This window comes from Nostoc sp. (genome assembly GCF_036918015.1).
Lineage (GTDB): Bacteria > Cyanobacteriota > Cyanobacteriia > Cyanobacteriales > Nostocaceae > Nostoc.
In genome coordinates this window covers 56,848-71,041 of record NZ_JBALEO010000091.1, presented here as the reverse complement: position 1 = coordinate 71,041, position 14,194 = coordinate 56,848, and the positions used below count along the sequence as shown (strand labels likewise).

General features: G+C 39.0%; 11 protein-coding genes. 2 read left to right on the top strand and 9 right to left on the bottom strand.

Annotation, left to right across the window (positions count from 1 at the left end; all coding sequences use genetic code 11):
- Positions 1-775: 775 nt before the first annotated feature.
- The 8 genes from V7K61_RS28050 to V7K61_RS28015 all read right to left on the bottom strand — a co-directional run bounded on the left by V7K61_RS28050 (position 776) and on the right by V7K61_RS28015 (position 11,726).
- Positions 776-2,092: an MFS transporter gene (locus tag V7K61_RS28050; protein WP_335058564.1), complete on the bottom strand. Its 1,317-nt coding sequence runs from the start codon at positions 2,090-2,092 to the stop codon at positions 776-778.
- Between the two features lie 818 nt (positions 2,093-2,910).
- Positions 2,911-3,981, bottom strand: coding sequence for an NADPH dehydrogenase NamA (gene namA / locus V7K61_RS28045; RefSeq protein WP_335058562.1), 1,071 nt, complete (start codon positions 3,979-3,981; stop codon positions 2,911-2,913).
- A gap of 467 nt (positions 3,982-4,448) precedes the next feature.
- The gene (locus V7K61_RS28040) at positions 4,449-4,655 is read right to left on the bottom strand and encodes a hypothetical protein (RefSeq protein WP_292730903.1); all 207 of its coding nucleotides are present in this window, start codon (positions 4,653-4,655) and stop codon (positions 4,449-4,451) included.
- Positions 4,656-5,599: 944 nt separating this feature from the next.
- Positions 5,600-6,781, bottom strand: a complete 1,182-nt coding sequence (locus V7K61_RS28035) for a hypothetical protein (protein WP_335058560.1) — start codon at positions 6,779-6,781, stop codon at positions 5,600-5,602.
- 274 nt (positions 6,782-7,055) lie between these two features.
- On the bottom strand, positions 7,056-7,304 hold the full coding sequence (locus tag V7K61_RS28030; protein WP_335058558.1) for a helix-turn-helix domain-containing protein: 249 nt from the start codon (positions 7,302-7,304) through the stop codon (positions 7,056-7,058).
- A gap of 278 nt (positions 7,305-7,582) precedes the next feature.
- Positions 7,583-8,047, bottom strand: a complete 465-nt coding sequence (locus V7K61_RS28025) for a CYTH domain-containing protein (RefSeq protein ID WP_335058556.1) — start codon at positions 8,045-8,047, stop codon at positions 7,583-7,585.
- 323 nt (positions 8,048-8,370) lie between these two features.
- Positions 8,371-9,057 carry a DUF6875 domain-containing protein gene (locus tag V7K61_RS28020; RefSeq protein WP_335058554.1) on the bottom strand — a complete coding sequence of 229 codons (687 nt, stop codon included), beginning with the start codon at positions 9,055-9,057 and terminating at the stop codon, positions 8,371-8,373.
- Between the two features lie 1,019 nt (positions 9,058-10,076).
- Complete coding sequence (locus V7K61_RS28015; RefSeq protein ID WP_335058552.1) at positions 10,077-11,726, bottom strand: alpha/beta hydrolase; 1,650 nt, start codon at positions 11,724-11,726, stop codon at positions 10,077-10,079.
- Positions 11,727-11,858: 132 nt separating this feature from the next.
- Between V7K61_RS28015 and V7K61_RS28010 the strand changes: the two genes are divergently transcribed.
- Positions 11,859-12,080, top strand: a complete 222-nt coding sequence (locus V7K61_RS28010) for a hypothetical protein (RefSeq protein ID WP_335058550.1) — start codon at positions 11,859-11,861, stop codon at positions 12,078-12,080.
- 327 nt (positions 12,081-12,407) lie between these two features.
- Positions 12,408-12,860 carry a hypothetical protein gene (locus V7K61_RS28005; protein ID WP_334880129.1) on the top strand — a complete coding sequence of 151 codons (453 nt, stop codon included), beginning with the start codon at positions 12,408-12,410 and terminating at the stop codon, positions 12,858-12,860.
- A gap of 8 nt (positions 12,861-12,868) precedes the next feature.
- On the opposite strand, the gene V7K61_RS28000 is transcribed toward V7K61_RS28005, so the two are convergent.
- Positions 12,869-13,918, bottom strand: coding sequence for a M28 family peptidase (locus V7K61_RS28000; protein ID WP_335058548.1), 1,050 nt, complete (start codon positions 13,916-13,918; stop codon positions 12,869-12,871).
- Positions 13,919-14,194: the final 276 nt, after the last annotated feature.

The window sequence follows — 14,194 nt, the reverse complement described above, 5'->3', positions numbered from 1 at the left end:
AAAATAATGCAAAAATTTAGTCATAAGTGAATACATGACCATCTGAAAACTAGAACAACGAGCCACACACAAAATGCCCACCTCTAGAGAAACAGGGTAATCTAACGAGATTTGGTGATGATATCTGGGATTACTTTACTGGAAGGTAACTTGCATAGGAGTGATATCAGGTTCGGTTAAACATTTAATAATATCTGTAGGTTGGGTTGAAGAACGTAGAACCGAATGGGAACAGTGTCTAGTAGAGAAGGGGCTTCCCGCAGGGGAACCCAACATTTCATCCTTGTTCATCTTGGGTTTTACTGCCGTTAAACTCAACCTACATTGATAGATTTTATTAGAAGTAATTACCCAAACTTGATATGATTCTCCCGACAGTCATACCAGCACTAAATGCCGATATTATGCCTTCATTGCATGGTTGTTATAGTTTTGTAGTTGTAATCAGTCCGATCGGATGTTGCCGGGATTAAAGCACAGCTAAAACCACCGCTTGTTTCCAGTCAAGCTAAATAATCCTGTAAATCTATCGGCTTACCGTATTTTTTAGACATTAAATCAGACTTTCTCACAATCGGTGATAAAAATCAAGAGGTTTTTACAATAAACTTAGCAAGAGCGTGAAAGCCCCAGAGAAACAGGCGCACAGCGTCGTATTCTCTGCTTGAGACTGTGCATGAAACGCGACGCAATGGGTTTTCATCGAGTCTCAAAGGCGGTTGTTGTTGAAAAGTTGAGTTGAGAGAACTAGGTGTAAGCCCTCGTAGACATGGAATTAGCCTTTATTGGGCTGGGTAATTAAGCCCAACTCTGCATAAATTGGATGCACTATTTTTCTTATTTTGGGCAGTTGTCTACTAAAGAAATATGCTCCCAAAATACAACAAACACCGCCAAATAATAAAGAATTATCAACGCCAAAGTAACCTGCCAATGCTCCGAAAAATAAATTACCAAAAGGCAGAATTCCTAAAAAACCAGTTGTAAATATACTAGTTACTCGACCTCTTTTATCTTCATCAAGGAGAATTGATTGCATAAAGTTACTGATTGAAGCCAAGGCTAGAGTATTATTCATGCCGATGATAAACATGAGTATTAGACAAATCTCTAAATTTGTTGAGCGAGAAAAACCTATTAAACCTAAACCTAAAAGTGCGGCAGAGATTGCTATAATTTTTCCCAGTCCCATAACATTTTTTCTAGAGATGAGATAAATACCTGAAACTATGGAACCCAAAGCCGAAGCTGTCATCAAAAAACCCATAGTTTCAGCGTTACCATTTAGTACTTCTTGAGCAAAAATCGGCACTAGATTGACATGAGTCATTCCCATAAAACAAATAATAATTTGTAATATCAATAAATATTTAATTGGTAAAAATTCGTATGCGTAAACAAACCCTTCTTTAAGGTTTTTCCACATTTGGGGTTTTTGAGATAAGGAATTATTGATAACTGGGTTGACTTTGATAGTTAAGATTGCAGATAGAAATGGTAGATAGCTGATACTATCTACTAAAAAACAGGAAGCTGCACCAGACCTAGCAATCAGTAAACCCCCAATCATCGGGCTAACGAACTTCGCTGTATTAATCAAGAATGAATGGGAAGCCATTGCACTATAAGTATCTGATTTCCGATCCAAAAGTCTGGGAATAATTACTTGGCGTGCTGGTAAATCGAAAGCTTTTACAATTCCCTGAATCGTCCCTATGGCAATAATCCATGCAACATTGATGTTATTGCTAAGAGTTAAAAAAGTTAAGATAGAAGATAGCAGAATAGATACTAGCTGAGTAGTTAATAGAACATATCGTAAGTTCCAGCGATCTAGCAATACTCCTACCAAGGGTGTAATAATTAAGCCCATAGCTTGATTTGTAAATCCAGCTACACCAACCAATACAGCCGAATTAGTTATTTGATAAACTAGCCATACTAAAGCAATTTGAGTCATCCAAGACCCAAAAAAAGATAAGCTTTGTCCAATAACGAAGCAAGAAAAATTTACAGATTTAAGTGCAGGGGGAAGTTCAAAAAAAAACTTTGGCTTGTCTTTTCGGATTTTTTCTCTATTACTTGGTATCATCAGCTTTTCCCTATTTGAAAATTACAGCAACCCTGTTTAAGGTTTTCATCCTTCGTTCGTTGTTAGAACTTGCCCACAAGAGATCCCCTAAGCCTCTTTTTAATCCTCTTTTGTCACTTTTGGAGAAGGCAATAACCCAAAGGTTTAGAGGATGTTTTAAAAGTCCTCTTGTTGGTATCAAAAAGTTCTAGATCCTCCTAAATCCTCCTTAAAAAAGAGGACTTTGATTCCGGTTCCCCCTTTTTTTTAAGGGGGGTTAGGGGGGATCAATAAGTGCCTAAAATCACAGCCAAATATTTTTAAAACAACCTCTTATGAGGCTTTGGCTTTGACTTTTTGTCTATAAATTTTAGTTTCTGTTAAAAAATAAAGCCTCAAACCTTGATTCAATCTAAGTTTTAGAAGCTGGATTCGATTATTGTTTTCCGAGGGTGAGAACTAGGTTAAGGGGGATAGACGTTTCTAGTTGTTAGGGCGTAAGTCCGCTTTGCGTTCACTCTGTTCATAGTGCTTTTTTATTACCTTTGGATTAAGATAATTTGAACCGATGAGGGCATTGGTAGAAACATTGCATTTCAATGTCTCTACTAATTTTTTTGATGAAGTTTTAGCAGACTTGCATATCACCAGCCTTGAAATAATATTAGCAAAGCTTAATGTTAGCAACTCAGAAAGTTTGTATGCTTAGTATTGAATCAAAAAAAAGTGGGCACTACGACCAGAATGCATACTATACCATGTTTGGTCGAATAGCCCAACCCCTAGCGCTAAACAGCAAAGGTTTGAGGTGGTTGATGCTCAATTAAACACAGTTGACATCACAGCCAAGCGCGATCGTATTGAACAGGCCAGAGTTTATCGTGTCCAAGTTGTTTGGCTGCCAGATGTGGCCAGTAAGGATTGCGGAGTAGTTCGCGTCCCAACAAAACTAGATCAGCGACTTCTGTACGAATAATCTCGTCAGCTTGTTCAGGGGATGTAATTAAACCCACGGCTCCTGTATGAATATTAGCTTCGCGGCGGATGCGTTCGGCAAACTGAGTCTGATAGCCAGATTTAATTGGGATATGAACGCCCGGTATAATACCGCCTGATGAAGTATCGATGAGATCGACTCCTAAAGACTTGAGTTTGTCACTTAAAGCAATACTTTGCTCAATGTCCCAGCCATCATTATCTACCCAATCAGTGGCGGAGATGCGTACCCAGAGTGGATGTGTCTGGGGCCAAACCTCTCGGACTGCTTGAACTATTTCTCTAAGCAGACGAGTCCGATTTTCAAAGCTGCCACCATAATCATCTTGACGGTGGTTAGAAAGAGGCGAGAGAAATTGGTGCAGTAGATAACCGTGGGCAGCATGGATTTCCACTACCTTAAAACCAGCTTGTAAAGAACGTTTGGCAGCTTGGGCAAAAGCATCAATAACTTCTTGAATTCCTTCAAGATTTAGGGCTTCTGGAACTGGACTATCTTGGCTAAAAGCGATCGCACTACTCGAAACTAAGGGCCGCCAACCTTCCTGAGATTCATCTAGTGCTTTCCCTCCTTTACTCGGTTTGGCAGTGCTGGCTTTTCTACCTGCATGAGCTAGTTGAATACCTGCAACAGCGCCAAAGTTATGAATTAATGCCACAGTCTTGGCTAAAGTTTCGATATGTGAATCTGACCAAATTCCCAAATCTTGCGGGCTAATGCGTCCACGCGCCTCCACAGCTGCCGCTTCTGTGAACACTATTCCTGCACCGCCAACTGCGCGAGAAGCTAGATGAATAACGTGCCAATCATTAGCATATCCATTTGTACTGGAATATTGACACATCGGTGAAACGGCGATGCGGTTGCGAAAAACAACTTCACGAATCTTGAATGGTTCAAATAGATGTGCCATTAATCTTAATTCCTTCTCTTGCTACGTAAAATAAATTGGCGAGGGATTTGCAGCATGAATTCGATTTCGCATTAATTAAATAGAGAAGTCAAAATTCAGAATGCAATCAGTGGATAATTTAGACCCACCACTTTACTTTATAGTCTCCCAGCAAATATCAAAATTTGGTGGGAGACTTAAACCCGTTTATCCCTCTACCAGTCGCACAGAACTCAATTTAGCATAGTGAAAATTAAGCAACGGAGTGCCATACTATCGCCCAAAATAACTAATAATAATAGTCTTACTGCATAGCCAGTTTGGTTAAGAGTGGGAATAAGAGAAGATTTTGATAGGGGACTTAAACCCTTACTTTCAGCCCGTAATTTACTACAGTAGTTCTTGAGTAGGGTAGTATTCCTCTAGCCGACGCTCACGGACTCGCTACCGCTACGCTATCCTGCCCTACGCAAGAACTGCCTCTTTTGTTAAATATTTGTTGAATGACTAGAGTCATCATAGAGATTTGGATAAATAGGCTGATTGTCAGGCTTTTGAGACTGCAATTCCCAGATATCGCGTTTTCCTAGTTCTTGATCCACTAATAACTGTAGATGATCTGGTAATTTAGTTGTTTGCCAAATTGACCAAATTTCTCCATCAAATAATTCTTTTTCAATTTTTCCAGAAAACATGATTTGACCTCCACGAATGTTCAATTTTAAGTTTAGTAACTCCTAATTTAGGAAAGACGAAGTAACAAATTTGTCATTCTTCATTCTTTCGCTATCTTTAAAATACAGGTAGTATTCGCCCTTAATACTGCTTGTTAATAAAATCTCTAACTTGTGCATTGTTAAGTAACTTTTCATTACGGATATTGTCGATGGTATCGCTTCCTGTAAAGTCAATGCTTCGTTAAAAAAAGGCGATCGCATGAGCATCATCATCACCAATTTCTCTACTCAAAATTAAATGCAAATCCAGGGTCAGGAATCAACCTAGCTACTAAACCCCTGGATTTCTCACTTGTGAGAAATCCGGGTCACGATTACATCTCCTAAAAAGTTTACTTGCCACTAAATTTTGAGTTGATTGGCTAACCCACCTAATTTTCTAGTATAATACGATAAGTGTATCGGCTTACCGTATTATATATTTATGAGATTTACATAGATTGTGCTAAAAAACAAGGGGTTATTAAAATTTATTGATATTACCTTGAATAAAATGCAGCCTGTGGCGAAAACTTTCTCAAAAAAATAAAGGACAAGTATAGTTCTTGTCATCAATGGTTAAAATAATATATCCTGCATCGAATAAGAGTTAGATGAGACAGGGCAAAACTTTTAGCTTAACAAGCTTGCTATGCATATTATAGTTATGTAAAGTACGTATTAGGCTTTGGATAAAAAAGTAACTTGTTCGCGTAAAATATACGCGAACAAAACTAATAATTAATCTTGCTCATAGTCCCAGAAGCCTGGGTTAAGGGTTATTGGTGTAGATAATTGGTCTTTACAGACACGATAAATCGCGTCTCTACATCCGGGTTTTGGGTTTATCTGAACTGTATTGGCTGACAGTTTTCTGCAAAAAAGAATTGAGCAACGAGAGTCTCTACAATCTAGTTGCTCAATTAAAACTTAACGAAATAAGTATTTGTTGGTAATGTTTGGGCAGTTCCTACATTTGTAGCCAAGTCATTGATTTTATTATTTGTTTTGATGACTGCAAACTTATCAGTAAATAGCAATACTTCACCATTTCCCGGTGTTACCCAAGCGTGGCGAGTCATTAGGTTTTTGGAGACAACTAAAAGAGATGCATCTCCACGGTAAGGCGAGATGGGTTTACCCATGAAGGTTTGATTATCTCTATTGGCGATCGCATAAGCAGCAGAGGAACCCACAAAAATTTTACTGCCATCTGAGTAAATAGTTTTAGGGAAATTGCTAGCGCCGTCTCCCATCCCCGCAGTTGTAGGCCTTCTTGGAATACTTAGCTGGCCGCGCTCGACAGTAAAATTAGTCAGATTAACAGTTCCTATATATACCTTTGTCTCATCACGGGTTTGTGCAGCATTGGTATAGGAGTCTGTGGTTATCAAAGTCTTTGTTAATAAGTCTTTGCCATTCCACCTGTAGATTGAGTTACCCCCATAAACTGAACCGAGGACATAAAGCTTGTCTTCATAAATATGTAATCGGTTAAGTCTTGTATCTGCCATATCGTTAGCAAGAGCAGCAGAATTGTAGCCCCAAAGCTTGCCTTGGTTATTTCCTGCTAAATTTGCCAAAGCAAATATTTTCGCTCCGTCGAAAACCATTCGGTAAAGAAAAGCTATTTGGACGGGAATGCCTAACCTCTTTTGTTGCTGGTAGCCACTAGTGTAGAGATACCCGTTTTTATACTCAAAATCCATTACCTCAGTTACGCCATAACTCTGTTTGGCTTTAAAATTGAGGTTTTTGTCATAAATTGATAGAGTATTTGCAGACTGGTAAATAATCCAATTTTGCAAAAATTTTACCCGTGTCTTTGAATTAGCTGTATTGCTAACTATTTTTTGCCTAGTTCCGTCAGTTTTTATTTTTACTAGTCCTGTTGGAACGGCTAATACATAAGTTTTGCCGTCAATTGCTACAATGTCACGAGCATCGTAATTAGAGTTTGGGATTAGTTTTTTCGTCCCATTACTTTCTACTTCCCATACACCTTCAGTATTGATGACCGCAACTTTGCTGCCGTTAGTGCAAGCTGCTCTTGGCGAAGAAATATTAAGATATGTAGCTAAAGCGGGGGTAGAATAATCAAACATTGTACAGTTCAGATAAGGTTGACTGAAAAATATTGGCGCTCAATTAAGAAAAAAATTTTGGGAGTTTTTGCGCGTTTTTAACCTAAACTCGTCTTCAAAATTGCAAAAAATATCGGCTACGGTAAACTCAAACCCAAAGGTTGAGTAATCCGCCAAATATGCATATCTGCAAACATCGATAAAATTAGAATTGAGTTGTTTGTGGTTATGTCGTAGCGATAACCTGTTAATTGGGGGAAAGTAACTTCAATTAATTTGCCTCTCAGCCTGCTTTCTAATTCGACAAATACTTCACCGAGACTTTCTGCCCCAGCTCACCCATCTGCTTTAACATCCCCTCAATCTTTTGCATAGCTAGAGATGAAGACTTGGGATGTTCTTTCTCCCAACGGTTTACCGTCGAATAAGTTATACCTAAAGATGCTGCAAACTGTTCTTGGGTAAGACTAGTTATGCCACGAAATTCATGGATGAGCTTTCCAACTTCCGGTTGCTTGATTAGCAAAGGTTTCTTAATGGTCATTTAGCTAAGAACGCACCTGTTAATCTGGCGAGTGATATGTATTTCGCTACATCCTATTGGGACTAATGCTGAATTGATAGGCGAAAATATACTAGAATTTTTATACTTTCTTGATTTGCTAACCAAGTAATTACACGTCCGTAGATACGGTATTTCCTAATGAGACTCCCAAGGAATCAATTACGCAACGAAATAAGCATCCTGTTGTCAAGAAGCAGTTAAAATCAATATCTGTTGAAGAAGTCAGAAGTCAGAATTCAAGAGTCAGAATCAGGCTATTACCATTGTGAAAAAGGGTATTTTACTAAATTGCTGTTGAAATATCTGGAGTCATCAGAAACTTCTTGTCCAATCCAGTTCGGTAATTCAATTTGCTGATTTTCATCAGTGAGTTCAACTTCTGCTAATATCAGTCCTTTATTAACACCATCAAACTCATCTATTTCCCAAATCAAACCACCAGACTCTATTTTATATCTGGTTTTTTCTATAAAGGGACGTTGACATAATATCTCAAGTATTTCTTGAGCATCTTTAACAGGAATAGGATATTCAAACTCTAATCTCGAATATTTAATATTGGGGCCTTTAATAGTCAAATAACTTTTTTCACCTACTACACGTATACGTACAGTTGCTTTGTCTTCCGTAGCAATGTATCCTTGACGATATACACTACCTTCAGCTAATCCTCTCCAGCTATCTCCTCTCACTAAATATTTACGCTCTATTTCTTTCGCCATTTTATTTACCAAATTATTTGCTTTTTTATATCACAAATAATATAGCAATCCTAAATTTCTTCACAAAAATGTGTGCGCAATTATTACAAATCAGAGTGAAGTTGTTGAAGTATTGATATTGACTAATTGATAATTAGCGATCGCTTCTACTGTAGTACGATAATTTACATCTTGATGACAATTTTATGCTATCTGCACTAAGCGATTGCAACTAGCAGTAAATTCGTCATTTTTATTCCACTTATTTCAAGGTGCAGCGAATTGAAAAGACTGTTAACCCTCCATACCCATGCTCAATCACTAGCCCTGAATTAAAACATTTGTTATATACAAGAACTCACCAAATTTTCTTGTTTAATTTGTTCTTTTGCTAAAGCCAATGCTTGATGAGCATTCTTAAACTTTGTTTCATCTGTAAATTTATGCTCAAAATTATTTAAATAAGCTTCCAAATACCGAATACGTAAGTGTGGGTCGGCTGGATTCTGAAGAAAAGGGAGGTCAGCTTCAACCATAAACCGAATAGCCAACAAGGGGATGGGGCTACAAAGTGGACGAAAATTTGGGTTGTGCAGACCAGGACTTTCATTACGTTTATGAAATTCTCCTATCATCAGTCCTGACTCAACAAACAAAGGTTTAAGTTTTTGTTGGACACTATCTACTACTGTAGAAGCGTCTTCTATATGGATGTCAGGAAAAATAAGTAAAAAAGCTTTATTAATTGCTAATTCCTGCTCTTTAACATCTATTTGCAGAAATATATCTCGATAGCGTCCAACAATTTCTTCTAATTGTTCTGGATACAAATCTTTTGTGTGAATAACTGCTAGACGAATACTATTTGATTTAAGAGAGTAAGGTACAAAGGGGCAAACTGCGCCGGGTCTACCTAAGTTAGGATGAGGCCTTCCTAAAAAATTTTTCACCCACTCCATAATTTCAATTAAGGCAGAAAGGTCTTCGTGTTGCTGGAGTTGTTCAATTTCACGAGTTGTATAGAGTTGCATAAGCTTGAGTGAAATGGAATAATTGTTTAATTCTGAATCCCAAATTAGTTTTACAATACACATATAGGTAAAACTAATTATTTAAGTAAATAAAACAAGCCCTTTGTTGTTGATTTTTGGTTAATATGTGACTTGCAAAAGATAACAACGATCGCCCATTTTGTTTTGCGAACTTAAAGTAAGTTACCTCACTACATACACAAACATATTTCGCATCAAATAACTTATTTTCATTTGTTTTGAAATTAGTTTGTAATATGTTATAGCGGTTCTCGGCCCTTGTGAGGTACAAGAACCCCACCCCCAACCCCCTCCCCGCTCTTTGAGAGGGGGCTAAGATGTACCTCATGTGATTAGGAAACGCTATAGCTTCAGAACTAATATTTGAATATTGAAATACGTGTAGCGCGTACTACACTTTGCTAATACACTCTACAATTAATTGAGAGAGTTTTTCAAAAAGAATTTACGATTTCTATAGGATACGTATGTATCATCATTATTCGGCATCTACTCCTCGTTTTTTACACTCTTAAGCTTCTGTTATTTTTATGAATATATTATAAATTTTATGTGTAAATAGTTATTTTTACTGTGAAAATTTGGTGTAGATTTAACAGCAACTTTAGGGCTACTATCAAGGTAATACACTTGTAGTAAATAAAAATTTTACACAGAATTGGTATAAGGCCAATTGTATAAACTGTATATTAATCACAGCATATTTATTTGGTCTAAAAATAAAAATAAAAAGGGGAGGCAGAATGAGCGGCGACTTCTACCGTTTATATCTCTATTCTTAAGTAAGCTACTCACAAAATTAAATATTTTAGGACTTACAGCACTATACCAATTAACCATAATATGCATTAAGTCAAATTTATATTTCAGGTGCTGATTGCAACCCCGATTTTGTTGCATATTTACTGTTCTGGGTGTTAGACATGGCTCCAAAGCCCAAAATTAGTATAGTCAATATGTATGATACGTAAGTCCTATATTTGTTTATTGGAAGTCTCTTATTTCTCAACAAATTCTTTCACCACTGCCATAGCTTCAGGAGGAATCTGCGTAATTAGACGAAATGGAAATGCGGCAGTTGAAGCAAACTGAGCATAGTCTGGTGTCAGGAAGATAGCATAGTTTTTAGCTTCTGGAGTCATCTGGAAAGCAAAGGCCAAGGTTAGAGCTTTAACGTACTTGCGAATATCTGCTGCTTGTTCACCGACAACTTCACCGCCACTAATCGGTGTATTTGGTTGTCCGATCTGATCCAAAGTCTTACTGGGGTCTTTTACACTGAGATGAGTACCCCCAATTATACCAACTAGCCATTTTGGGGATGGGATTTTTTCAAATCCGACAATTTGTTCAGTTAAAGCTGGGGTAGTTTTATCGGCGGAACCTGCTAACACTATGGTAGGAACTTGTATCTTAGTTAACCCAGTTTCGCCAAAAATCAGAGAAGTTGTGGGATTGAGAGCGATCGCCTGTTTGATTCTGGGATCTCGTAGTTGATAGCTATTTTCTGGTAGTTCTTGAGCGATGCACTGCATATTTTCTCCCAAACTCAAGATAGTCAGGTTCTTTTTGCAGCGTTGTTTGAGATGTTCTAGTTGTAACTCGGCCCCAGCAAGTGCTAAAGCTGTGCCACCACCAAAAGAATAGCCAACAACCATCGCGTTTGTGGTTGCAAGTTTCCCTTGCAGGGGATGATTAGCTGTTTGGTTGAGTTTTTCTAATTCGTCGAGGACAAAACTAATATCTTGAGGACGATACAAAAACTCTTCAGGCTTCATAACTCTGGTTTTGCCTTGAAATGCTAGGTTAGCATTTGCCTCATTACTACCGGGATGTTCTAAAGCTGCTACTACATAACCGTGGGATGCTAAATGTTCTGCTAGGTAACGCAAGTCCGTGCGAACCGATCCGAAGCCGTGAGAAAAGACAATTACGGGTTTGTCGGGAGTTGCAGCAGTTGACCAGTAAATATCAACTGGGATTTTACGATCGCGCTTTTGATCGTTCAGACTTAAGTTGAGTATTTTTACTTGGGCGCTTCCTGGTTGGCTGGGATCAAAAGGGAAAGCAATCTGCGGTGTTCTCGGATGTGCTGTTATCGGGTCGAGTTGGGGAGCGATCGCTAACATGAATTGCTGGGTACGCCAAAAAGCGGTATTTAAATTCCCTGCAACAAGCCAAGCCTTTGGCAAATCAATTTCTAAGCGTTTACTAGGATAAGCAGCAATAAAACTCAGTATAGAAAGACCTTGCGGTGCAGTAGAACCTAATACCAATCCTGCTCTCAATGCTTGTACTCCAGCTTTATCCTTTCGGGCTAAGGCTGTGGCAAAGTCATTGAGAATAGTTGTACCAATCTGGGTATTAATTAACTTATCAAGTGTGACAACATTCATAGGTATATTCATACCCAGCGCCCCCAAGAAGAAGCGGCGTTGTTCTTCAGATAAAGACTGTAAACTCCCAGGCAATTTTCCTGTTTTTACAGCTTTTTGCAACTCAGTAACAGAGATGGATTCTGTAAATAAACCCAAACGCACAACAACTGTGTCAGCTGCAATGGCCGCAGTATTTGCCCCGAACTGTGTAAGTGCGATCGCGCTAAATAAACCCGCAACTGTCTTAAGACTTCTCCAACTTTTTCCCATAAACTTTTATACCAACTGTTACTTACGGGAATATAACGGATATTTGTGTATTTGACTACCCCAATAATTGTCTAGAAATAAAAGTAAATTTTTTCTTAACTTGATGGCAATGTCTACGATGGTCACTGACTTGTGCTGAGTGCAGTCGTAAATAGCTACGCTTATGGCGCAGCCTCTATCTGCGACACGCTGCGCGAACGCAGAGAAGTAGCTTTGTCGTATTTGCCTACGGCACGCTCCACGAACGTAGAAGCAAGTTACGCGCAGCGTCTCGTAGAGAAGTACGGGCTACGTCTATGTTTTAATCTCCTCAAAGCATCTACTGATGCAAACAGAGCCATATTACAAGCATAACAAAAGTAACGAATTGTAGAATTCATCACAGTTAAAAATTTGAGCATAAATCAGTGTTAACAGCCACAAAAGCTCGATTGTTTCTCAGCTAGGTTTAATACTGTAACGGAGCTACTAGAACAGGGGAAGCGATGCCTACGGCGGTAAACTACGCATCTACAATCTGCAATTTTTTTGACAGGAAAATTAAACCGACTGCTTAATGTTTTGTCTTTGCACTTTAAAACGTTTTGCAGAGGTGTTGCAGGTGAATAGTCTGATTGCTGTAGCTGCACGATTGTTACTCATCAAATTCTACCAGCCGCATCAACAATTTTTCTTGGCTTTATGCGTCGCAGACTCCCATATATTTTAATTTTTCTGCTCTCTCTGAGTATTATTACACTGTGGTGGCCTGTGAATGATTCTGATTGCAATTTCGAGGCTTTTATCGCATCCAAAACTACAAAATTCCAAGTACACGCTACTAAGGTTAGTGTTCAGCCGTGGCGTGGTCGTCATCATGTATATGGAATCTTTATGATTCCTGATGAATACAAACAAGCGCCATTTTTTGTGTTAACAGTCCAAGGTGCTGGTAGTTACTGTTCAAAACAATTTGGTCATAAACAAAACTTTGATGATATCTTTGCTGAACCAGGAACTTATTTGGTAAAGAAGCCGATTAGAACTCGAAAAACTCTACGCCTTATTCTTCAAGGTTTATATTCTCAGGTGAATGATAAAAATAATTGGACGTTGACTTTCCCGGAACCAAAAGCTAGTCAAGATAATTCATAATTCATCAGTTAACTTGGTGGTTGAGTTTCCAAAATCTGGTCTTTCTCTAATAAGGCACTAGTCGCATTAACTACAATTTGTGCTGCTCCTGTGAAGAACGATCGCTCGATAGTCGCTGGCACATCGCTAGGTTTATGATAGTGCGGAGTGCGTAAATTTGCGGTATCTGTCACCAGCACAGCACCCACACCCTGGTACCAAAATGGTGCATGGTCGCTGCGTAGGGTATCTGGTGTCAGTAAACCTTTAAAAGGAATTGGTAGTGTTAGAACTGCTGGCATTGATTCTTGTTTATTCAGGGCGGTTGAGGGGATATTTTGTGAGCTTTGAAAGGCATTCAGCAAAGATAAATGTTCTGTATCACCAACTACCACTAAAAAGTCGCCCTTGTCGCTAGGTGGCGTAACAGGCAATCCGGCAGGGTATTTCTGACAACCAGGAGTGTAACAAGCGTAACCTACCATATCCATAACGATCGCTCCGCCTAAATTTTGCAGGTGTGCTGTCTTACTCACAAAAGCCTGACTACCCAAAAGTCCTGCTTCCTCTTGGTCAAAAAAAGCTAGCTGTAAGGTTCGTGGCGTAGGACGAGAACCGAGTAACCGGGCGACTTCTAGAACTACAGCTACACCACTGGCATTATCATCAGCACCAGGGGAAGAGGCAACAGTATCGTAATGCGCTGCTACAAGAATTGCTTTCGCGGCTTTATTCGTTCCTGGACGTTCGGCAAAAATATTCACACCCTCAGAGAACTTTTCTAATTTAGGTTTCCAGCCGAATTTTTTCAGTTCCGTTGTAATATAAGTGCGAGTTTGCGATCGCTCTTTTGTGGTGTAGCGCTGAAAATTCAACTTTTGGATATGGTTTAACAGCTTGTCAGTAGACACTTGGGGGGTAATGTCAACTTCCCTTGATGGCTGTGGTTCGAGTGTTTTCACTGGAATCCGCTCAACAATTGTGGGTGAGGGACGCTGTTCAAAAAACGTGCTACCTCTGCTACCCAACACGGCAACTGTCATCAGCACCAACAGCATCAGCCAAATCCATTTTCTCATCTGATTTATCCTTGGCTTCCTGACTTAGGGTAGCGCAAATCCCCAAGCATCACTTTCTAGGATTGCTTCGGTTAAGGTTTTTTGATGAAAATTCTAGCGATGGCAAAGACACGATAAATCTGATTATTAGACCTCTTGCAAAAGTCCCTAACACCCCACCCCCAAACCCTCCCCGCTTGCGGGGCTACCGTGTATACACAAGTCGAATTTCTTCTTTCCCAAAGATTACCTACTTAATCGCAGTGATGGTTAAGGTGGGGTAAAACTAAAGCTAAA

What these genes read in the sequence shown, in the direction of transcription:
- namA (WP_335058562.1), bottom strand. Translation starts at nt 3,981, where the DNA reads ATGGCACATCTATTTGAACCATTCAAGATTCGTGAAGTTGTTTTTCGC.
- V7K61_RS28000 (WP_335058548.1), bottom strand. Translation starts at nt 13,918, where the DNA reads ATGAGAAAATGGATTTGGCTGATGCTGTTGGTGCTGATGACAGTTGCC.
- V7K61_RS28015 (WP_335058552.1), bottom strand. Translation starts at nt 11,726, where the DNA reads ATGGGAAAAAGTTGGAGAAGTCTTAAGACAGTTGCGGGTTTATTTAGC.
- V7K61_RS28020 (WP_335058554.1), bottom strand. Translation starts at nt 9,057, where the DNA reads ATGCAACTCTATACAACTCGTGAAATTGAACAACTCCAGCAACACGAA.
- V7K61_RS28030 (WP_335058558.1), bottom strand. Translation starts at nt 7,304, where the DNA reads ATGACCATTAAGAAACCTTTGCTAATCAAGCAACCGGAAGTTGGAAAG.
- V7K61_RS28035 (WP_335058560.1), bottom strand. Translation starts at nt 6,781, where the DNA reads ATGTTTGATTATTCTACCCCCGCTTTAGCTACATATCTTAATATTTCT.
- V7K61_RS28050 (WP_335058564.1), bottom strand. Translation starts at nt 2,092, where the DNA reads ATGATACCAAGTAATAGAGAAAAAATCCGAAAAGACAAGCCAAAGTTT.
- V7K61_RS28025 (WP_335058556.1), bottom strand. Translation starts at nt 8,047, where the DNA reads ATGGCGAAAGAAATAGAGCGTAAATATTTAGTGAGAGGAGATAGCTGG.
- V7K61_RS28005 (WP_334880129.1), top strand. Translation starts at nt 12,408, where the DNA reads ATGCGTCGCAGACTCCCATATATTTTAATTTTTCTGCTCTCTCTGAGT.
- V7K61_RS28040 (WP_292730903.1), bottom strand. Translation starts at nt 4,655, where the DNA reads ATGTTTTCTGGAAAAATTGAAAAAGAATTATTTGATGGAGAAATTTGG.